The sequence below is a fragment of the Bradyrhizobium genosp. L genome (assembly GCF_015624485.1).
In the GTDB taxonomy this organism is placed as follows: domain Bacteria; phylum Pseudomonadota; class Alphaproteobacteria; order Rhizobiales; family Xanthobacteraceae; genus Bradyrhizobium.
The window spans coordinates 5,684,858-5,703,683 of sequence record NZ_CP061378.1 but is presented as its reverse complement, the minus strand read 5'-3'; the positions used below and the strand labels follow the sequence as shown (position 1 = coordinate 5,703,683).

Here is an 18,826-nt window from a genome sequence, read left to right as displayed (position 1 = left end):
CTCATGCAGACGTGAAGGGCGCCTGCTCGAAGATCATGCTCGAACAAGGAGCCGAGCCCGCGCTCGTAGAGTGGAGTAGCTGCATGCTTGCGCGTTTTGTGTTGGGAGCCGTCACGGCCGGAGCAATGGTCGTACCGGCATTCGCAGGCATGATGAACGCCGACGAGGCCCGCAGATTCGTCGCCGGCAAGGTGTTCGCTTTCACCTGTTTCGATGGCACCCGCGGCGCCGGCCGCATCCTCGACGACATGGGCGCAGCGGGCTCGATCCAGTTCTCCGGCTCCGGCCCGATCCGCCATGTGCGCCTGCCCGGCAATACGCTGCAGATCCGCGGCCAGAGCGTGTGCGCCTCGCTCAAGGGCTTGCCGTTCGAGCCCTGCTTCAACCTCGACAAGCACGACGAAGTCTCGTTCCGCGGCTCGGTCTCCGGCATGGGCTTCGCCTATTGCGAATTCCATCACCAGGGCGGTCAGCAGATGCTGATGGCCCGCGCAGTGGCGCGCCCGCGCTCGCTGCGTCCGCGCACCCGCTCGGCGGACGCTTCGCCGCCCGAGGTCGCGCGGGTCGAGACGCCGCGGGTCGAAAGCTCCAAGCTCGAGCCGGTCAAGGCCGAGCCTGCCAAGGTCGAGAGCGCGCCGGAATTGCGGCGCTCGACAGACTAACGCCACAAATTTTTAATCTGTCGCGGGCCGCCAAGCCGTAGTCATACGGATGGCGGCGTTTACGCCGGTGGCTACTCAATAGCCTACGTTCACCGAACGTGGGGACACGCTTTTGAGTACAGATATGGCGCAATATTTTTTTCGTATCAGTGACGGCGATTACGCTGGCGCGTCGGACCATCCGACGGAGTTCGAGAACCGCGATGTCGCATGGGCCGAGATGACGAAGGTCTGCGGCAATTTCCTCGGCAGCATTTCGCGCAATCTCAAGCAGAACAGCGAGTGGCACATGGAGCTGCTCGACGAGGGCAAGAAGCCCGTGTTCAGGATTCGCCTGGTCGCGGAGTCCGTCGACTGAATGGAGCGGTGCGAGACTTCTGCCTCACGCGTGAGCGCGGCCGTACCGCCGCGCTGCGCTGCGTCCCGCCGTCCGGCACTATTCCCGCCAGCAGGCACAGTTAACGAAGCATAAAAGCGAACCGGCTAAATTCACCTGATAGCTATGCATTTGCTCGGTCCGGTTTCGGACATGTAAGCCATCAGGACATATTCATGCCCGGCATTTCCATCCGTCTCACGCACAAGGTCATGGCCATCGGCGCGGCGGGGCTTCTCGGCCTGCTTGCCTGCGGCACGATCTATCAAGTCGGCAGCCGGTGGCAGGATGCCGCGCGCGCCGTCGCCAATAACGGTCGGGCGATCTCGGAGCTCAACAAGCAGATCTCGATCGAGATGCTCGAGGCGCGCAGGAACGAGAAGAACTTTCAGCAGCGGCACGACGAGTCCTATGCCAAGGCGCATGCCCAACTGGTGGTCGCGATCGATCGCGACTTCGAGCGTCTGCAGACGCTGATGCGTGCCGGCGGCATGACCGATCTGCTCGACAGGACCGTACGCGCCCGCGACGGCTTCAAGGCCTATGTCGCCGACTTCACAGCGTTGGTGGCTGCCGAAACCAGGCTCGGCCTGAACGAGAATGCAGGCCTGGCCGGCTCGCTGCGCACGGCGGTCCACGACATCGAGGCGAAGGTCAAGCAGGTCGATGATCCGCGCCTGATGACCTGGATGCTGATGATGCGGCGGAACGAAAAGGACTTCATGCTGCGGCGCGACCCGAAATACATCGCCGAGCTGAAGAAGTCGGCCGACGAGTTCGCCAGCGCGCTGTCGTTCGTCGCGATTCCGTCCGCCACCATGGATGAGATCAACGCCAAGTTCGAAACATACCAGAAGGACTTCATGGCCTGGGCCGAGACGGCACAGCAGGCCGCAGGCTACGACGCCGGCATGATGAAGACGTTCCGCGCGCTGGAGCCGCTGATGGCGGAGGTCGGCGACGGTGTCGAACGCCTGCACCGCCGGGCCGATCCTGAAGAAGCCGCGATCCGCGAGCAGACCGGCATATGGATGCTGGTGGCGTTTGCGGTCGCCGTGCTGTTCGTGCTCGGTCTGTCGTTCCTGATCGGCCGGTCGATCTCGAACGCGCTGGCCGGCATGATCGGGGCGATGACGCGGCTCGCCGGGGGCGATGTCGGGATCGCGATTCCCGGCCTCGGCCGCCGCGATGAGATCGGCGAAATGGCCGGTGCGGTCGACGTGTTCAAGATCAACATGATCGAGGCGGATCGGCTGCGCGCCGAGCAAGTCGCGACCGAACGGCGTCAGGAGCAACAGCGCAAGACCGATATGCGCGAGCTCGCCACAGCTTTCGAAGGCGCGGTCGGCGAGATCATCGCGACCGTGTCGTCCTCGGCCGCCGAGCTCGAAGCGTCAGCCAACACGCTGTCGCGGTCGACCGAGCGATCGCAAGAACTCGCGACTGTCGTTGCCGCGGCCTCCGAGGAGGCGTCGACCAACGTGCAGTCGGTGTCGTCCGCGAGCGAGGAGATGACCTCGTCGATCAACGAGATCAGCCGCCAGGTGCAGGAATCCTCCCGCGTGGCCGACGAGGCCGTCGGGCAGGCGCAGAAGACCAACCGTCGCGTCAGCGAATTGTCGAAGGCGGCTGCGCGCATCGGCGACGTCGTCGAGCTGATCAATACGATCGCGGGACAAACCAATCTGCTGGCGCTCAACGCCACGATCGAGGCGGCCCGCGCCGGCGAGGCCGGCCGCGGCTTTGCGGTGGTCGCCGCCGAGGTCAAGGCGCTCGCCGACCAGACCGCGAAGGCGACCGGCGAGATCAGCCAGCAGATCGGCGGCATCCAGGCCGCGACCCAGGACTCGGTGCTGGCGATCAAGGAGATCGGCGACACCATCGGCCGCATGTCGGAGATCTCCTCGACCATCGCCGCGGCGGTGGAAGAGCAGGGTGCCGCGACCCAGGAGATCTCGCGCAACATTCAGCACGCCGCGCAAGGCACCATGCAGGTCAGCGGCAATATCGCGGAGGTGCAGCGCGGGGCGGGAGAGACCGGCGCGGCGTCCGCGCAGGTCCATGCATCCGCGCAGCTGCTGTCGCGCGACAGCAGCCGCCTGAAGCTCGAGCTCGCCCGCTTCCTCGACGGAATCCGGGCGGCGTGAATCTGCTATGCCCCGGCCTGCGGGACCGGGGGCGGCGCCGGCGGGGCCTGCCTGCGGAACAGGATGCGCTGATATAGCCAGCCGATCGCCACCAGTACGATGCCGAGGCCCATGAACGACAGCGCGCGGTAGACGCCGGTCAGCGCCGACATGTCGATCAGGAATGCCTTGGCGATCGTCAAGCCGATCACTGCGGCGGAGGCGAGCCGCGCCCGCTGCGAGTTGACCAGAATGCCGATGCCGAGCAGCACGACGCCGAACATCAGCCAGGCGATCGAATAGGTGTACTGCTCCGCATCCGTGGTCGCGCCAAACGTCAGCGCCGGTCCGTGATAGAGCCGGCGGATCTCGAAGCTGACATAGGCCAGCGCGAGGATCAGCGCGCCCGCCGCGATCGTATTGCCGTAGCTGGCGGGGCGATGGCCCGCCACCGCGTAGGATAGCAGCAGCGCCAGCACGGCCGGCAGTGCATAGCCGAGCAGCAGCAGGTTGATGAAGCCGCCGCCGACATTCTCCGGCCACAGCATCGGGTTCTCCAGCCCGAACAATCCGAACAGCCCGGCAAGTCCCGCGAAGACGGTCAGCAGCACTGCGCCGACATTGTGGACGACGCTGCCGCTGCGCAGCCGTAAACGCTCCAGCCCGATCGCCATCGCAAGCGCCACGGCGACCTGCAGCGCGACCTCGGTCAGCCCGGCGGTGCCGCGGTAGACGTCGCCGCCATTGACGGCGTGACGGATCTCCATGAAGGCGAGCAGCACGGTGAACAGGATCGCGGCGGACTCGACCGTCCGCAGCGGGACGTCGTCGCCATTGCGGCGAAGGAAAGCGCTTCCCGCCCAGAACGACAGCGCCGGCACGCCATAGCCCCACAACAGCCAGTTGAAGATCGGCGTGGTGCCAACGGCGTCGCCGGCGATCCGCGGCTCGTAGCCGATGCGCAGCACCACGATGCCGGCCAGGATCGCCGCGAGCCAGCGCAGGAACGGGATCGGCCGTTGCACCGACAGCCACGCCGTGCCCATCGCGACCAGCGCCAGCGCGATGGTGAGCCAGCCCCTGTCGAGCGCGAAGGTGAGTGCCAGCGCCAGCGAGGCGAGCGCGCCGGTCGCGGACAGCGCGATCGAGGGCGACAGTTCCGGCCGTTCGCCGCGCCGCGTCAGCGCCTCGGTCGCGGCCGCATAGGCCGCAGCAAGCAGCACGGCTGTCATCGCGAACGGGATCGAACGGTCCAGATGCGCGATGCGCGCGTAAAGCGTGACCAGCAGCGCGACAGGCGTGAAGACGGCCGCGGCGGCCCAGGTCGCGGTGATCTTCGTCGTCGCAAAACGGAGTTGCGCGAGGAAGCCGGCGATGCCGAATGCCGCGGCGAAAATCGCCGCCGTCACGAGATGCAACGTGACCGAACCATCGGTCGGCGACGGCCCGATCCCCGGGATCGCGCCGCCGGGCAGCACCAGCATGTCGGGATTGCTGCGCACCGCCCATTCCCCGAACACGATGAAGACGAAGGCGGACGCGGCGCCGATCGCGCCCGTGGCGGCCGGTGCGCGCCAGGCGACGACCAGGGTGCCGGCGATCAGCAGTGCGAAGCTGACCATCGCGGTGTCGGCGTGCGCACTGTTCAGCACGATCAGGACAGCGCCGAGGAGGTAGGCCGCGAGCGAGCCCGATGAGATCGGTTCGATCTCCTCGCTATCGCCGTCGGGGCCGAACATGAAGCCGCAGACCACCAGCAGCGCGGCCAGCACGAAGCCCGCGATGACGTGGAAGGCGTGCGGCGCGATCATCCCCTCGCCGCATTGCAGGCAGGGGAAGGTCCACAGCAGCGCGAAGGCGATCGTGGTGACCGCAAGCCAGCGCCACAGCCGGATACGCGCGAGGGCGAACGAGGCCGCCGTCACGATCGCAAGATAGATGTAGAGCGACCAGAAGTCGGGCTTGTCCGACGAGACCAGGATCGGCGTGACGAAGGCGCCGACGATGCCGAGCCCGGCCAGCGCCGGCCCGTGCAGCAGCGCGGCTGCCAGCGTGCCGAGCGCGACCAGGCCGAGCAGGATGAAGGCGGTGGCGGGCACCAGGAAATCGTACAGCGCGTAGGCCGCATAGACGGTGGCGAACGCCACCGCGGTGCCGGCGGCGGTGAGGATCGCCGGAATGTTGGCGATCGGCAGCGCCGCGACGTTCGAGATGTTCTCTTTGCGCCGGCTCCATTCGCCGGCCGCAAGCAGCGCCAGCGCGAACAGGCCGCCGAGCATGATGCGCACGCCGGGCCCGATCAGCCCGGCCTCGATCGTGTAGCGCACCATGAAGAAGCCGCCGAGCGCGAGCGTCAGGCCGCCGATCCACACCACCCAGCGGGTGCCGAGAGTTTCCTCGAAGCCTGGCGCCGGTTGCGGCAATGGTGGCGGCGAAGCGCTTGCGGCCGGCTCGGCCTGCGTGTCAGGCGCGATGGAGGCCGTCTCGGGTAGTGGTGGCGGTATTTGCATGATGGAAGGCGCCGCCGGAGGCGTCTGCTCGAACTCCTGCGCCGGTGCCAGCGGCGGTGGTGCAGCGGGCCGCGCGGCGGCCGTCATCGCGGCCTCGATCGTCTCCAGCCGGCGCTGCAGCGCTGCGATCTGCCCCAGCGCCTTGCGCGCGAAAATGACCGCGGCGATCGCGATCACCAGGGTGAGGAAGTCGAACGGCGAATCGAACATTGGGCCTCCGGCAAAGCGCGCCGGAGCCTGCGTGACGCCCGTCGCAATCTACTATGTGCACTTTCGGAGACCGGAAGTTCAAGCCGTCGTGCCTGGCACGTTCGTGCTATTCCAGATCGATGCGGAACGGGCGGCCCTCGACGGTCATGCTGCCAGGCCCCATGGCGTCGAGCGCGCGCAGCATCCGGCCGTCGCGCCCCAGCGCCTTGTCGGCGAGGCTGACGATCAGCCGGTTTGGGGAAGCGATCGGCGAGGCCGCGCGGATCAGCCTCGCGATCGCCACTTCATCGCGTTGCGGATTGAGCGCGCACGCCGCGGCAAACGCGCTCGCGGTCGAACGGCTGATGCCGGCGTAGCAATGCACCACCATCGGCGCGCGACGGTCCCAGCCGCGCACGAACGCCAGCACCTGCTCGATATGCGCTTCGTTGGGCGCGACGAAGCCGTCCATGACCTCGGTGATGTCGTCCATCGACACTTTCAGATGATTGGCGGACAGCACCGATGGCGGCCGTTGCACCTGGTCGACATTGGCCATCACGGTGAGCACATGGCTGGCGCCGGTGGCGAGCACCGTGTCGGGAAGCGCGGCGAGCGAGCAGACGTGGAGCATGAGGTTCCCCAGATTACCGCCACTATAGCCGCTGCCGTAGGGTGGGCAAAGGCGCGAAGCGACGTGCCCACCATTCTCGACGTGCTCGCGAGGGTGGGCACGCTTCGCTTTTGCCCACCCTGCGAAACTACACGTGCAGTGCCTTGAAGCGCTCGAGGAACTGCTTCTCGGCCCTGGCCGCGGTCCACGGCGTCAGATAGTCGCGCTCGGTCGCCTCCGGCAATCCGGGATCGCGGCCGAACAGGCGTTTGGCTTCGCTTTCCGAAAACCCCGCCAGACGCGTCGCCTCGAGATAGGCCGCGCCGCGATCGGCCGCCTTGATCTGCTGCGTGATCTCGTCGGCCAGCACCGCGGGCAGGCCGAAGCGGATATGGATCGCCGACAGCAGTCGCTTCTCCACCACCTTGTAGTCGCCGCCGAGCACCGCCTTGAACGGCGAGATCATGTCGCCGATGACGTATTCCGGTGCATCATGCAGCATCGCAGCAAGACGGCAGCGCGCGTCGATGCGCGGCGTCTGCTGGCGCATCACGGCTTCGACCAGCAGCGTGTGCTGCGCCACCGAGAAGATGTGCGCACCGGAGGTCTGTCCATTCCAGCGCGCGACCCGGGCCAGTCCGTGCGCGATGTCTGATATCTCGATGTCGAGCGGCGAGGGGTCGAGCAGGTCGAGCCGGCGCCCGGACAGCATCCGCTGCCAGGCGCGGACGGACTCGGCCGATCTGTGCGCGGTCATTTCGTCTTGAGCCGCGGCGTGCGTTGCTTGCCGCTGCAGGCCGCGTGGCAAAAGCAGGTGACGAGATGATCGTTGACCATGCCGGTCGCCTGCATGAAGGCGTAGACGATGGTCGGGCCGACGAACTTGAAGCCGCGCGCGCCGAGCTCCTTGGAGACCTTGATCGACACCGGCGTCGAGGCCGGAACGCTCGCGGTGGTCTTGAACTGGTTGACCTTCGGCTTGCCGTCGACGAAGTCCCAGAGGAACTTCGAGAAGCCCGGGCCTTTCTCCATGATCTCCAGATAGCCCTTCGCGCTCGCCACAGCGCCCTCGATCTTGGCGCGGTTGCGCACGATGCCGGCATCGTTCATCAGCGCATGCACCTTCTTGTCGGTGTAGCGTGCGATCTTTTCGGGCCGGAAATCGTCGAAGGCTTTGCGGAAATTCTCGCGCTTGCGCAGGATCGTGATCCAGGAGAGGCCGGCCTGGAAACCGTCGAGGATCAGCTTTTCGTAGAGCGCGCGGTCGTCATACTCCGGCACGCCCCATTCATTGTCGTGATAGGCGACGTAGAAGGGATCCTCGCCCGGCCACGGGCAGCGCGTCTTGCCGTCGGGATGCTGTTTCGCGGTGCGGCTCATGCGACGGTCTTCTTGGGTGGATTGCCGATGTCATCGGGGTCGGCGAGGCGAAGCGACAGCCCGCCGGCGGTCAGCGCCAGGCCGGCATCCAGCGCGTCGGCGACGCGGTCGATACGGACCAGCGCGAGGCCTCTCTCACCCGCGGCCGAGCCCATGGTCCCGACCTGCTTGTCGCCGGCCAGGATCGCAGCGCCTGCTTCGGGCGAGGGGCCGTCGAGGACGACCTTCACGGTGCGGGTGCGCGCCGTGCCGCGGTGCTGCATGCGCGACACCACCTCCTGGCCGACATAGCAGCCCTTGTCGAAATCGACGCCGTGCAGGCGGTCCATGTTGGTCTCGTGCGGGAAGGCGTCGCCATACATGAAATCGAGCCCGCCGCGCGGCACGCCGCTCGCGATGCGACGCGCCTCGTAGGCCGCGCTGTCGACGAGATCGGCGCCGATCAGTTCGGCGAGCTTTTGCTTGAGGTCTTCCGGGATCAGGATGCGCCAGCCGAGCGCGGCGTTGCGCGGATCGGCGAAGGCGAGATCGGGCGTCGCTGCAGGCTCGCCGTCCCAGGCTGCCAGCACGCCGAGGCTCTCGGAAAGATTTTCCACCATGACCTTGGCGCGCAGCTTGTAGAAGCCGAGCTTGTCGGCGAGTCCCTTGGCGAGCGCACGCGGCGCATCGATCAGGAAGCCGCCGCCATGGCCCGCCGGGATTTCGGTGATCAGGAAGTCGACGATGATCTTGCCCTGCGGCGTCAGCAGCGCGCCGAACCGGGCCAGCCCCGGGCGCAGCTCATCGACGTCGGTCGTGATCAGGCCATTGAGGAAGTTGCGGGCGTCCTCGCCAGAGACTTTGACCACGCCCCGATCCGGAAGAAACGCTGCTTTCATTCGCAAAATTGGCTCTTTTTTCAAGTTCCTTGGGAAACGCGACGGCCGCGGATATCCCCTGCCAAGCTAAGGCGCTAGAGTGCGCCGAACAAGGCCCGCGCGACAGCACAAAGCGGGCGCCGAGGACCGATGAATCAGCATTTTGACACCATTCTCAAATCCAGCACCGTGGTCAATCAGGACGGCGAGGGCATCCGCGATATCGGCGTGGTCAACGGCCGCATCGCCGCGATCGGCTCGCTCGGCCAGGCCGCGGCCGGCGAGGTGATCGACTGCAAGGGGCTGCATATCCTGCCCGGCGTGATGGACACCCAGGTGCATTTCCGCGAGCCCGGGTTGACGCAGAAGGAAGACCTCGAGACCGGCTCGCGCAGCGCCGTGATGGGCGGCGTCACCGCGGTGTTCGAGATGCCGAATACCAATCCGCTGACCGTCACCGAAGAGGCGTTCACCGACAAGATCAGGCGCGGCCACCACCGCATGCACTGCGATTTCGCCTTCTTCATCGGCGGCACCCGCGAGAATGTGCAGGACCTGCCGGAGCTCGAGCGCGCGCCGGGCTGCGCCGGCGTCAAGGTGTTCATCGGCTCCTCCACCGGCGCGCTTTTGGTCGAGGATGACGAGAGCCTGCGGCGGATCTTTCAGGTGATCCGGCGCCGCGCCGCGTTCCACGCCGAGGACGAATACCGCCTCAACGAGCGCAAGCCGCTGCGCATCGAGGGCGATCCACGCTCGCATCCGGTGTGGCGCGACGAGGCCGCCGCGCTGATGGCGACCGAACGGCTGGTCAATCTCGCGCGCGAGACCGGCAAGCGCATTCACGTATTGCACATCTCGACCAAGGAAGAGATTCTCTATCTGCGCGACCACAAGGATGTCGCCTCCTGCGAGGCGACGCCGCATCACCTGACGATGGCCGCGCCGGAATGCTATGAGCGGCTCGGCACGCTGGCGCAGATGAACCCGCCGGTGCGTTCGGCCGATCATCGTGCCGGCATCTGGTACGGCATCGAGCAGGGCATCATCGACGTGCTCGGCTCCGACCACGCCCCGCATACGCTGGAGGAGAAGGCCAAGACCTATCCGGCCTCGCCCTCGGGCATGACCGGGGTGCAGACGCTGGTGCCGCTGATGCTCGACCACGTCAACGCCGGCCGGCTGTCGCTGGCGCGATTCGTCGATCTCACCAGCGCGGGTCCTGCGCGTCTGTTCAACATCGCCCGCAAGGGCCGCATCGCGGCGGGCTACGACGCCGACTTCACCGTGGTCGATCTCAAGCGCAGCGAGACCATCACCAACCGGTGGGTCGCCTCGCGCGCGGGGTGGACGCCTTATGACGGCGTAAAGGTGCAGGGCTGGCCGGTCGGCACCTTCGTGCGCGGCAAGCGGGTGATGTGGCAGGGCGAACTCGCGACGCCGTCGACCGGCGAGCCGGTCCGCTTCCTCGAGACGCTGAAGCCGTAGTGGATTTTATTGCCGCGCCAGCGCCAGCGAGAACTCGCCGTTGCGCACGCGCGCGGCAAAACCTTCGGTGAACTTCGCCACTGCGTCCTCGCCATAGGTCGAGACCAGTTCGGCCAGCGCCGCAAACAGGCTCGCCTGCGCCAGGCAGTCGCCGTCGACGCCATCGAGCCGCGCCTCGGCCCAGGCCTGATTGAGGTAGCCTAACGCTGCCTGCTTTTGCTCGTGATCGGGCCGCGGATCGTCGTGGTGAATCGGAAAGATCGCTGGATGGCGCATGAAACTTCATCAAAATGGGACACGCGGTTCGGAAGCGAACCACGGCGGGACGCATCTGAGATTTACCACGCATGCCGGGTCCGCCTAGCCATATCTTTAAGAAAGGTTAACGGGCCCTTGGGCATTTAAACGGGAAATCCGGATATCTTGCGCGCATCAATCGCTTGAGTTGTGGATATGCTCCAGCACCGCGCGCGGCGAGCCGCAGAGATGGCTGGCGCCGGCCTCGCGCAATTCCTCGGCCGTGCCGTAGCCATAGGTGACGCCGACCGCGCGGATGCCGTTCTTCGTCGCGCCGAGCACGTCATGGCTGCGGTCGCCGATCATCACGGCCCGCGCCGGATCGACCCCGGTCTGTCGCAGCGCATAGGCGAGCAGGTCGACCTTGTTGACGCGGGTGCCGTCGAGCTCGGAGCCGAACACATGGTCGAAATAACCGCTCAATCCGAAATGCGCGACGATCCGTGTCGCGAACACATGCGGCTTCGAGGTCGCGACGAACATCCGGCGTGGTCCCTGCCGCAACGTGGCCAGCACCTCGGCGATGTCTGGATAGACCGCGTTCTCGAACAGCCCGACATCGCCGAACCGCTCGCGGTAGAGCTCGATCGCGCGGTCGGCATAGTCCTCGCCGCCGAGCAGCGCCACGAAGCTCGCCCTCAAGGGGGGCCCGATGCACCAGGTGAGCTCGTCCTGCGACGGAACGGTCCGGCCGAGCTTTGCCAGCGCATACTGGATCGAGCCGGTGATGCCGGGCTTCGGATCGGTCAGCGTGCCGTCGAGGTCGAAGAAGAGCACCGGCTCAGTTGGCATAGCGGGCCGTCAGGTCGCGGGAGATCTTCGAGCCCTCCTCGATGTAGCGGCGGATCGCGACCACGGCGGCCGGGGTGCAGGTCCGGTAGGTCTGCTGGAAGCCGTTATAGCCGCGGTTGAAGCCGGCGATCATGCGGGCGCGGCGGTCGCCGGAGGGGGTCTCGGCGTCGATCAGCGCCTGCATCTCGTTGCGCCATTTGGCGCCCTCATTGGAGCCGCAGATGCCGCGCAGATAGTGCAGGGTGCCGAGGATCTCGGCCAGCCGCTGCAGGTCGCCATCGAACGGCGCCGGCGCGTCCTGGGCGCGGGCGGGCGCGGCGAGGGCTGCCGACGCAAGGATCAAAATGGCGAGAAAAGCTTGACGCATCAGGGGTTCCGGAATGGCCGTGGTATGCCCCCGCAATGCGCCCGAGGCAAGGCGGGGGAGCGCCCAAATCCCCCTCAAACCAGCCTCCGGGCCGCGGCAATGACCTCATGGAGGCCGCCGGTGACCTTGAGGTCGCCGATCGCCTCCGGCGCCAGCCATTTGAAATCGTCGTGCTCATCGTTGAGCACCGGTTCTCGGGACGTCCAGCGCGCCGCGAACGACATGATCAGGTAATGCCCGCTGCCCGGACCGCTCGGCAGCACCTCGCGCCAGCCGGCCAGGGCCACGATCTCGATCCGCAAGCCGGTCTCCTCGTCGACCTCGCGATGCAGGGCGGTGTGCAGGGATTCGCCGAATTCGACCCGGCCTCCGGGCAGTGAATAGAAGCCCTTGCCGGGGGAGCGGGCGCGGCGGACCAAGAGCGCCTTGCCGTCACGAAAGATCACGCCGGAGACGGCGAGCTGGGGACGGATTGCGGGGTCGGGAGAAATCACGGCGTCATCATGCCCGACAAATCAGGCGCTCGCCATGATGCTGTCGACATCGGCCTCGGCGGCGCCATTGATGACGCCGGCGGTCTGCATCACCAGCGGCTTGACCCAGACGATGGCCTGCTCGGCGAGTTGGACCCGGCTCCGGTCCTGCTGCAACTGGCGCATCGCGACGCCGACCTCGGACAGGATTCGCGTCATGTTGTCGGTGAGCGCATCGAATTCGGTCCGGATCCCGGCGTCCGCGGTCTGGTAGGCCTCGATGGCGAGGTCGCGGGCGCGGAAATTGGAAGCGATGAAGTGCTCGGCATAGGTCAGCGGGCGCCATTCGAGGAAATCGCTGGCGCATTCCGGGATGTCCGGGATCATCTCCAGCAGCATGATGGCTTCGTTGAAGTGATTGAGGTAGTCGGTCGCAAGCCCGGTGCGGGGATTGATGTTGGCGGCGCGCAACTGCGCAGCCCGCGCCTCGTCGGGATACGTCGGTCGCGGGGAGGAGCCCGCTATGGCGGCCGTTGAGGTCATCTGATGCACTCTTTAACGGCTGGAGTTAAAGCGGAATAAACGGATACCATTCTGGACGGGATATGTGCGGACGTTTTGTGATCACGTCGCCGCCGGCGGCCTTGCGGGAAATGTTCGGCTATATCGAGCAGCCGAATTTCCCGCCGCGGTATAATGTTGCGCCGACCCAGCCGATCCCGGTAGTGCTGTTGCAGAATGGCGGCCGGCATTTCCAGCTGATGCGCTGGGGCCTGATCCCGTCCTGGGTCAAGGAGCCCCGCACCTTCTCGCTCCTGATCAACGCCCGCGCCGAGACGGTGCGGGAGAAGCACGCCTTCAAGAACGCGATCCGGCGCCGCCGCGCGCTGATCCCGGCCGATGGCTATTACGAATGGCAGGATGCCGGAGGCCGCAAGCGCCCGTTCTTCATCCACCGCCGCGATGGCCATCCGATCGCCTTCGCCGCGCTGGCCGAGACCTGGATGGGCCCGAACGGCGAGGAGCAGGACACGGTCGCCATCGTCACCGCGCCGGCAAGCCGCGATCTTGCGCAATTGCATCATCGCGTGCCGGTGACTGTCAGCCCCGACGACTTCGCGCGCTGGCTCGATTGCCGCAATGACGATGCCGACGAGGTGATGCCGCTGCTGAAGGGCCCCGATGTCGGCGAGTTCGCCTGGCACCAGGTGACGACGCGGGTGAATGCCTTTGCCAATGACGATGCGCAACTCACGCTGCCGATGACGGCCGAAGAGATCGCGGCGGAAGAAGCCGCGCCGGCCAAGAAGCCGGCACCGCGCAAGACGCCTGCGCCGGAGGATGATGGGCAAGGGTCGTTGTTTTAGTGCATCGGAATAGTCGCGCACGCCGCTCTCCGCCTCGTCGTCCTGGCGAAAGCCATGACCCATAACCACTGGACTTCGTTGTGACCGGGATCGTGGCCCCGGCGTCACGCAACAATTGATAGTTGGGGTAATGGGTCCTGGCTTTCGCCAGGACGACGCTGGGGGTCGTTCTCGATTCACCAACCACCGCCGCGGTGTCGTCACCCGCGCATGCGGGTGACCCAGTATTCCAGAGGCAGTCGTGCTTGAGCCGATGGGCCGCGGCGTACTGGGTCGCCCGGTTAAACCGGGCGATGACAGCGGGGCTGAGGATATAGTTTCGCGCTCTCGCGACATGATTTGTCCGAGTCTTGCTGTTCGTTTCGCCACTCTTCGATCAGAGGGCGCAGGGAAAGCCGGGTGCCGATTGCACCCATGGGTCCCGTGCAACAAAAAGCACGGGAGTAGGACCACAGGTGTAACCGGGAACAACCCGGCTTTCCCTGCGCGATGGGTTACGGCTTATACGTGCTCGCCCCGGCGAGACTGGGCTTTTGTGTCACCGCGCTCGACAAGACGCTTGCGCGTCTTGCGAGGGACATCTGCCACTAGGACGTCAGGCCTGCACGACTTCGCCGTCCGCCTCACGTGCTGTCGTCACTGACACGTTTGGCGTCCACCGCATCTCACCGCAACACTCCAGACGATGCGCAGCGCCCCTCGATCGGGTGAGACGCCGACATTAAACCGCTGAGTTGGGGTACGAGTCAAGAGATAATTACGAAAAAACGAAGTCGCTCGCGCAGCTCTTTCTTTCGTCATTCCGGGACTCGCGTAGCGAGAGCCCGGAATCCATTCGTCCGCAAAATCTGCGGCGCCATGGATTCCGGGCTCATGCTTCGCATGCCCCGGAAAGACGAGGGGGAAACCCGACGCCGGAATGCGGGCGAGAGGCATCACCCCTTCACCGCTGCCACGCCTTCGATCTCGATCAGCATCTTCGGATCGGGCAGCGCCACCACCACGCAGGTGGTGCGCGCGGGATAGGGCGCCGGGCCGAACGCTTCCGCATAGAGCCTGTTCATCGAGGCGACATCGGCTGCGCGGGTCAGCAGCACGTTGACCTTGACGAGGTCGCGCATCGTGGCGCCGCCTTCGTCGAGCACGCGCCTGAAATTGGTGACGACATTGGCGAACTGCACCTCGAAGCCGTCGGGCAGTCCGCCATGGGCATCGAAGCCGGGAATGCCGGAGATGAACAACAGATCGCCGACGCGGGCGCCGAACGAGAGCGGCGGCGCCTTGACGCCGGGTGGAGGCGGGATGTGCTTGATCGACATGGGGATGTCTCCATGGCCCGTGTACGGGGGAAGGCTAGCGCATCCATTGCAAAAGGCCAAAGTTACCGACTACGCTGATGCGTCTTCCGTGAGGGCACGCCGATGCAGGACCAGTTTCAATGGCCGCCAGCCGAAGACCCGGCCGATGAAAGAATTCTCCACGACGTTCGCACCCACGGATGTCACATCGTGCAGGTCCTCTCCGACGGGAGCGCGCCGGAATACGCGTTCTCGGTCGGGCTCTATCTCAATTACGGCCAGGCCGAGCTCGCGATCTTTGGGCTCGATCGGCGCGATGCGGCCAATGTCATCAACGAGGTCCGGGCTCGCGCAGCCGCCGGCCGACTCTATGCAGACGGCGACGTCTGCGATGATCTGTTGATCGACCGCCGGCTCAGCTTCGCCCGGATACCCGGAAGCGCTTACCGACCCTATTTCGGAACGGCGCTATGGTTCTACGGCACCACGAGGCGGCCGTTTCCGATCCTGCAAATGATCTGGCCCGACGGCGCGGGGCGTTTCCCGTGGGAAAGTGATTATGACGCCAACCTGACGGCGTATCAGCCGGTGCTGCGATCATTATCGTGAAGGACGTGTGACCCTGCGGTCATTTCAATGCTGCCGCGCCCCGGCTAGATTGGCGCGAATCGACCCGCCTCTCACTTCGTTCGGAGAACACCCCATGAGATTGCCAACCGCCGCCCGCGCCGTGCTGCTCGCGCTGGCGTTGCTCGCCGGACCGTCCGCCGCCCGGGCCGAGGACGGAGTGGTGACGCTCGTCATCTTCAAGGGCGGCTGGATCTTCGGCGGCTCGATCGGCAAGGGGGTCCTGACCTTCCATGACAAGACCTATGGGCTGACGGCCGGCGGCCTCGATTATGGCCTGGTGTTCGGCGGCTCGCAGACCACGTTGCAGGGCCGGGTCCGCAACATCCGCCGGGCGCAGGACATCGAGGGCGTCTACGCCGCGGCCGGCATGGGCGTTGCGCTCGGCGCCGGCGTGCGCGGCATCCTGCTGACCAACCCGAACGGCGCAGTGCTGGAACTGGGCGGCAAGCAGGTCGGACTGATGGCCAATGTCGACCTCAGCGGGCTTGCGATCACGTTGAAGCAGTAGCGCGGTGCCTCGTGCCATCCCGTCATTCCGGGGCTCGCCACTTGGCGAGAGCCCGGAATCCATTCATCCACTAACTCTGCGGCTTGATGGATTCCGGGCTCGCGCCAAGCGGCGCGCCCCGGAATGACGGGGAGAGTACGTTTCCTACGATCCGATCTTGATCCATTCCGCGAGCTCGCGCCACGGCTGCAACGTCCAATGCCCGGACGCTGCGCCCGACGGCGACGGCAGCACGAACACCTCGGGAAAGCCGCGCATCGGCGGCTGCCGGCCGAGCGCGATCGCGCTGGTCGGCCGCCGATAGAACAGGCTCGCCGCCTTCTTGCTGGTGAAGGCGATGGTGTGCGGCCGCCAGCTCTCGATCTTCGCCCTGAAGCCGATCACATCGAATGTGTGCCGTGCGATCTCGTGATCCATCCCGGCGCCGGTCTTGGAGAGATCGGTGAAGCCGATGCCCAGCGCGAGCAGTGCGGCAAATTCATCCGGCCGGTAGCGCCGCGGCGTGATACCCGCCTCGTGCAGCGCGCGCCAGAAGCGGTTGCCGGGATGGGCGTAATAATGCCGGACGGCTGCCGAGCGCGTGCTCGCCGCGGTGCCGACGAAGACGAGGCGCAGGTTGGCGTGGAACTGGTCGGGCAGGCGGTCTATCGCACCGGCTCCTTGGCCGTCTCGTCGGTTGCGACCTTTTCCGCCGCGCGCGTTGCGCGGACCATCAGGAAGGTGCCCGAAAATCCCGTGCCCATGATCTTCCAGCGCCCGTCGATCTCGGTCGCCTCGGCGTTGACCTTGCCTTCGTAATGCACCGTGTCATAGCCGTAGCCGGGCGGCTCGTAGCGTTTCACGAACGACACCGCGCTGCCGGCGCGGGAACCCGCGATCGAGGCGTTGTGGGTGCTGATCGGACAGGCCGGCATCATGCAGGGCTCGGTCACGCTGCCGCCGAGCGCGCCGCCGGCCTCGATCAGTGTCGCCAGGAACGTGACCATGCCGCGCGCCGGCTGAACATAGCTGCCGTCCCAGACGCCGGTGAGAGTATCGGTCATGCTGGCCCCAATGAATCTGCGCGGCGTTCACGTGCGCTGCGCACGTTGCAGCGCCTCAACGCAAATTGTGCGGTCGCGGGCTCGATTGCAAGCGGTTGCTCGCGCCAGCGAAACGGTTTGTAATCGCCCGAACAACGAGATTGCGGAGCGAAACATGTCGGGCGAGGCCAAGACCCATTACGAGGTGATCGTCGTCGGCGCCGGCGTCGCGGGCATCTACCAGATCAAGCGGCTCGCCGATCTCGGCTGTGATGCCACCGTGCTCGAAGCCGCGCCCGATCTCGGCGGCACCTGGTACTGGAACCGCTATCCCGGCTGCCGCTTCGACTCGGAGAGCTATACCTATGGCTTTTCGTTCTCGCGCGAGCTGCTCGACGAATGGCACTGGAAGGAGCGTTTCTCCGGCCAGCCGGAGAATCTGCGCTACCTCAACTACGTCGCCGACAAATTCGATCTGCGCAAGTACATGCAGTTCAATTGCAAGGCCGAGGCGATGCGCTTCGACGAGGCGTGCGATCTCTGGGAGCTGAAGCTCAGCGACGGCCGCACGCTGACCTGCCGTTTCGTGGTGCTCGGCATCGGACTGCTCTCGGCGCCGACCATGCCGCGGGTGCCCGGGATCGACGACTTCAAGGGCCGCTCGTTCCACACCTACTATTGGCCGCACGAGCCGGTCGATCTAACGGCTAAGAAGGTCGCCGTGATCGGCACCGGCGCCACCGGCATCCAATTGATCGGCGAGATCGCGGACAAGGCGGGCGAACTCACCGTGTTCCAGCGCCGCCCGAACTGGAGCGCGCCGCTCAACAACAGCCCGATCTCCGAAGCCGAGATGGCCGATATCCGCGCCCGTTACGACGAGATCTTCGCCGCCTGCACGCTGACGCCCGGCAGCTTCGTGCACGGACCCCAGAGCCGCGGCTTCTACGAGGTGACGCGCGAGGAGCGCGTTGCGCTGTGGGACAGGCTCTACGACGAACCCGGCTTCGGCATCTGGCTCGCCAACTTCCGCGAGATCTTCATGGACGAAGCCGCCAACGCCGAACTGTCGGCGTACATCGCCGACCGCATCCGCGGTCGCGTCAACGATCCCAAGGTCGCCGAAAAGCTGATCCCGCGGGATCACGGCTTCGGCGTGCAGCGCCTGCCGCTGGAGACGAAGTATTTCGAGGCCTACAACCGCGACAACGTGCATCTCGTCGATCTCAGCGAGACGCCGTTGGAGCGTATTACAGAGACCGGCCTGCGCACCTCGGCGCGCGACTACGCCTTCGACATCATCGTCTACGCCACCGGCTTCGACGCCATCACCGGCGCCTACGACCTGATCGACATTACCGGCGTCAGCGGCGCGAAGCTATCAGACAAATGGAGGCACGCGCCGTCCACCTTCCTCGGCATGCTCGTCCACGGCTTCCCGAACCTCTTGATGCCGACCGGCCCGCAAAGCGCCTCCGCTTCCACCAACTTTCCACGCGGCATCGAGAACGGCGTGAACTGGTGCACGGGCTTGCTGCAACACATGTGGGATCGCGGCCTGACCCGCGCCGATCCCACGCTGGAGGCGCAGCAGCGCTGGACCGCGCATGTCGCCAAAATGTACGAGATCATGCTGATGCGGAAGGCGAAGTCCTGGTTCACCGGCTACAACTCCAACGTGGCGGGGCATGAGGAGGGGACGGTGCGGTACTTCGTCTACAACGGGGGCACGCCGAAGTTTTTGGGGATCATCAATGGCGTTGCGGCGAGGGGGTATGAAGAGATTTGGTTCGGCGCGGGGACGAGGGGAGACGTGCGAGCGTCGGCGCGTCAGCGTAGGATGTGGCCCGCATGAGCGCGGCGATATGCGGGAC

Annotated in this window: 21 protein-coding genes; 8 read left to right on the top strand and 13 right to left on the bottom strand. The window is 65.9% G+C overall.

Going from position 1 to position 18,826, the window contains the following annotated elements:
• Positions 1-83: 83 nt before the first annotated feature.
• The 3 genes from IC762_RS27205 (at position 84) to IC762_RS27195 (ending at position 3,185) form a co-directional block, all read left to right on the top strand.
• Positions 84-662, top strand: a complete 579-nt coding sequence (locus IC762_RS27205) for a hypothetical protein (RefSeq protein WP_195785256.1) — start codon at positions 84-86, stop codon at positions 660-662.
• A gap of 124 nt (positions 663-786) precedes the next feature.
• Positions 787-1,020 (top strand): DUF6894 family protein, encoded by a 234-nt coding sequence (locus IC762_RS27200; RefSeq protein ID WP_195785255.1) that lies wholly within the window; start codon positions 787-789, stop codon positions 1,018-1,020.
• A gap of 194 nt (positions 1,021-1,214) precedes the next feature.
• Positions 1,215-3,185, top strand: coding sequence for a methyl-accepting chemotaxis protein (locus IC762_RS27195; RefSeq protein WP_195785254.1), 1,971 nt, complete (start codon positions 1,215-1,217; stop codon positions 3,183-3,185).
• 5 nt (positions 3,186-3,190) lie between these two features.
• Here IC762_RS27195 and IC762_RS27190 read toward each other — a convergent pair whose 3' ends face one another.
• The 5 genes from IC762_RS27190 to IC762_RS27170 form a co-directional block, all read right to left on the bottom strand.
• The gene (locus IC762_RS27190) at positions 3,191-5,884 is read right to left on the bottom strand and encodes a DUF2339 domain-containing protein (protein ID WP_195785253.1); all 2,694 of its coding nucleotides are present in this window, start codon (positions 5,882-5,884) and stop codon (positions 3,191-3,193) included.
• Between the two features lie 106 nt (positions 5,885-5,990).
• Positions 5,991-6,497: a tyrosine phosphatase family protein gene (locus IC762_RS27185; protein WP_195785252.1), complete on the bottom strand. Its 507-nt coding sequence runs from the start codon at positions 6,495-6,497 to the stop codon at positions 5,991-5,993.
• 127 nt (positions 6,498-6,624) lie between these two features.
• On the bottom strand, positions 6,625-7,233 hold the full coding sequence (locus IC762_RS27180) for a YfbR-like 5'-deoxynucleotidase (RefSeq protein ID WP_195785251.1): 609 nt from the start codon (positions 7,231-7,233) through the stop codon (positions 6,625-6,627).
• On the bottom strand, positions 7,230-7,856 hold the full coding sequence (locus IC762_RS27175; protein ID WP_195785250.1) for a DNA-3-methyladenine glycosylase I: 627 nt from the start codon (positions 7,854-7,856) through the stop codon (positions 7,230-7,232). The genes IC762_RS27180 and IC762_RS27175 overlap by 4 nt, the downstream gene beginning before the upstream one ends.
• Positions 7,853-8,734 (bottom strand): YgfZ/GcvT domain-containing protein, encoded by an 882-nt coding sequence (locus tag IC762_RS27170; RefSeq protein ID WP_195785249.1) that lies wholly within the window; start codon positions 8,732-8,734, stop codon positions 7,853-7,855. The genes IC762_RS27175 and IC762_RS27170 overlap by 4 nt, the downstream gene beginning before the upstream one ends.
• 129 nt (positions 8,735-8,863) lie before the next feature.
• Between IC762_RS27170 and IC762_RS27165 the strand changes: the two genes are divergently transcribed.
• On the top strand, positions 8,864-10,198 hold the full coding sequence (locus IC762_RS27165; protein WP_195785248.1) for a dihydroorotase: 1,335 nt from the start codon (positions 8,864-8,866) through the stop codon (positions 10,196-10,198).
• 6 nt (positions 10,199-10,204) lie between these two features.
• On the opposite strand, the gene IC762_RS27160 is transcribed toward IC762_RS27165, so the two are convergent.
• The 5 genes from IC762_RS27160 to IC762_RS27140 form a co-directional block, all read right to left on the bottom strand.
• Positions 10,205-10,474 carry a hypothetical protein gene (locus IC762_RS27160; protein ID WP_195785247.1) on the bottom strand — a complete coding sequence of 90 codons (270 nt, stop codon included), beginning with the start codon at positions 10,472-10,474 and terminating at the stop codon, positions 10,205-10,207.
• A 156-nt stretch (positions 10,475-10,630) separates the two neighbouring features.
• Positions 10,631-11,287 carry an HAD family hydrolase gene (locus IC762_RS27155; protein WP_195785246.1) on the bottom strand — a complete coding sequence of 219 codons (657 nt, stop codon included), beginning with the start codon at positions 11,285-11,287 and terminating at the stop codon, positions 10,631-10,633.
• Positions 11,277-11,654, bottom strand: coding sequence for a TIGR02301 family protein (locus IC762_RS27150; protein ID WP_195785245.1), 378 nt, complete (start codon positions 11,652-11,654; stop codon positions 11,277-11,279). Before IC762_RS27150 ends, IC762_RS27155 begins: the two co-directional genes overlap by 11 nt.
• Before the next feature lie 74 nt (positions 11,655-11,728).
• A complete protein-coding gene (locus tag IC762_RS27145) occupies positions 11,729-12,148 on the bottom strand; it encodes an NUDIX hydrolase (protein WP_195785244.1) in 420 nt (139 codons plus the stop codon).
• A gap of 21 nt (positions 12,149-12,169) precedes the next feature.
• On the bottom strand, positions 12,170-12,670 hold the full coding sequence (locus IC762_RS27140; RefSeq protein ID WP_195785243.1) for a hypothetical protein: 501 nt from the start codon (positions 12,668-12,670) through the stop codon (positions 12,170-12,172).
• A gap of 62 nt (positions 12,671-12,732) precedes the next feature.
• Between IC762_RS27140 and IC762_RS27135 the strand changes: the two genes are divergently transcribed.
• Positions 12,733-13,494, top strand: a complete 762-nt coding sequence (locus IC762_RS27135; RefSeq protein WP_195785242.1) for an SOS response-associated peptidase — start codon at positions 12,733-12,735, stop codon at positions 13,492-13,494.
• A gap of 935 nt (positions 13,495-14,429) precedes the next feature.
• Here the strand turns inward: IC762_RS27135 and IC762_RS27130 are convergent.
• Positions 14,430-14,813 (bottom strand): RidA family protein, encoded by a 384-nt coding sequence (locus tag IC762_RS27130; protein WP_195785241.1) that lies wholly within the window; start codon positions 14,811-14,813, stop codon positions 14,430-14,432.
• A gap of 189 nt (positions 14,814-15,002) precedes the next feature.
• Here IC762_RS27130 and IC762_RS27125 point away from each other — a divergent pair, with 189 nt between their 5' ends.
• Complete coding sequence (locus tag IC762_RS27125; RefSeq protein WP_195785240.1) at positions 15,003-15,401, top strand: DUF4262 domain-containing protein; 399 nt, start codon at positions 15,003-15,005, stop codon at positions 15,399-15,401.
• 94 nt (positions 15,402-15,495) lie between these two features.
• Positions 15,496-15,930 (top strand): hypothetical protein, encoded by a 435-nt coding sequence (locus tag IC762_RS27120; RefSeq protein ID WP_195785239.1) that lies wholly within the window; start codon positions 15,496-15,498, stop codon positions 15,928-15,930.
• Positions 15,931-16,074: 144 nt separating this feature from the next.
• Here the strand turns inward: IC762_RS27120 and IC762_RS27115 are convergent, their stop codons facing one another.
• Positions 16,075-16,578, bottom strand: coding sequence for a mismatch-specific DNA-glycosylase (locus tag IC762_RS27115; RefSeq protein ID WP_195790309.1), 504 nt, complete (start codon positions 16,576-16,578; stop codon positions 16,075-16,077).
• Positions 16,575-16,973 (bottom strand): hypothetical protein, encoded by a 399-nt coding sequence (locus IC762_RS27110; RefSeq protein WP_195785238.1) that lies wholly within the window; start codon positions 16,971-16,973, stop codon positions 16,575-16,577. Before IC762_RS27110 ends, IC762_RS27115 begins: the two co-directional genes overlap by 4 nt.
• Before the next feature lie 154 nt (positions 16,974-17,127).
• Here IC762_RS27110 and IC762_RS27105 point away from each other — a divergent pair, with 154 nt between their 5' ends.
• Entirely contained in the window at positions 17,128-18,807 is a 1,680-nt protein-coding gene (locus IC762_RS27105) for a flavin-containing monooxygenase (protein ID WP_195785237.1), read from the top strand.
• Positions 18,808-18,826 lie beyond the last annotated feature (19 nt).

What these genes read in the sequence shown, in the direction of transcription:
- IC762_RS27195 (WP_195785254.1), top strand. Translation starts at nt 1,215, where the DNA reads ATGCCCGGCATTTCCATCCGTCTCACGCACAAGGTCATGGCCATCGGC.
- IC762_RS27205 (WP_195785256.1), top strand. Translation starts at nt 84, where the DNA reads ATGCTTGCGCGTTTTGTGTTGGGAGCCGTCACGGCCGGAGCAATGGTC.
- IC762_RS27140 (WP_195785243.1), bottom strand. Translation starts at nt 12,670, where the DNA reads ATGACCTCAACGGCCGCCATAGCGGGCTCCTCCCCGCGACCGACGTAT.
- IC762_RS27175 (WP_195785250.1), bottom strand. Translation starts at nt 7,856, where the DNA reads ATGAGCCGCACCGCGAAACAGCATCCCGACGGCAAGACGCGCTGCCCG.
- IC762_RS27120 (WP_195785239.1), top strand. Translation starts at nt 15,496, where the DNA reads ATGAGATTGCCAACCGCCGCCCGCGCCGTGCTGCTCGCGCTGGCGTTG.
- IC762_RS27200 (WP_195785255.1), top strand. Translation starts at nt 787, where the DNA reads ATGGCGCAATATTTTTTTCGTATCAGTGACGGCGATTACGCTGGCGCG.
- IC762_RS27180 (WP_195785251.1), bottom strand. Translation starts at nt 7,233, where the DNA reads ATGACCGCGCACAGATCGGCCGAGTCCGTCCGCGCCTGGCAGCGGATG.
- IC762_RS27170 (WP_195785249.1), bottom strand. Translation starts at nt 8,734, where the DNA reads ATGAAAGCAGCGTTTCTTCCGGATCGGGGCGTGGTCAAAGTCTCTGGC.
- IC762_RS27165 (WP_195785248.1), top strand. Translation starts at nt 8,864, where the DNA reads ATGAATCAGCATTTTGACACCATTCTCAAATCCAGCACCGTGGTCAAT.
- IC762_RS27130 (WP_195785241.1), bottom strand. Translation starts at nt 14,813, where the DNA reads ATGTCGATCAAGCACATCCCGCCTCCACCCGGCGTCAAGGCGCCGCCG.
- IC762_RS27110 (WP_195785238.1), bottom strand. Translation starts at nt 16,973, where the DNA reads ATGACCGATACTCTCACCGGCGTCTGGGACGGCAGCTATGTTCAGCCG.
- IC762_RS27190 (WP_195785253.1), bottom strand. Translation starts at nt 5,884, where the DNA reads ATGTTCGATTCGCCGTTCGACTTCCTCACCCTGGTGATCGCGATCGCC.
- IC762_RS27185 (WP_195785252.1), bottom strand. Translation starts at nt 6,497, where the DNA reads ATGCTCCACGTCTGCTCGCTCGCCGCGCTTCCCGACACGGTGCTCGCC.
- IC762_RS27105 (WP_195785237.1), top strand. Translation starts at nt 17,128, where the DNA reads ATGTCGGGCGAGGCCAAGACCCATTACGAGGTGATCGTCGTCGGCGCC.
- IC762_RS27135 (WP_195785242.1), top strand. Translation starts at nt 12,733, where the DNA reads ATGTGCGGACGTTTTGTGATCACGTCGCCGCCGGCGGCCTTGCGGGAA.
- IC762_RS27150 (WP_195785245.1), bottom strand. Translation starts at nt 11,654, where the DNA reads ATGCGTCAAGCTTTTCTCGCCATTTTGATCCTTGCGTCGGCAGCCCTC.
- IC762_RS27155 (WP_195785246.1), bottom strand. Translation starts at nt 11,287, where the DNA reads ATGCCAACTGAGCCGGTGCTCTTCTTCGACCTCGACGGCACGCTGACC.
- IC762_RS27160 (WP_195785247.1), bottom strand. Translation starts at nt 10,474, where the DNA reads ATGCGCCATCCAGCGATCTTTCCGATTCACCACGACGATCCGCGGCCC.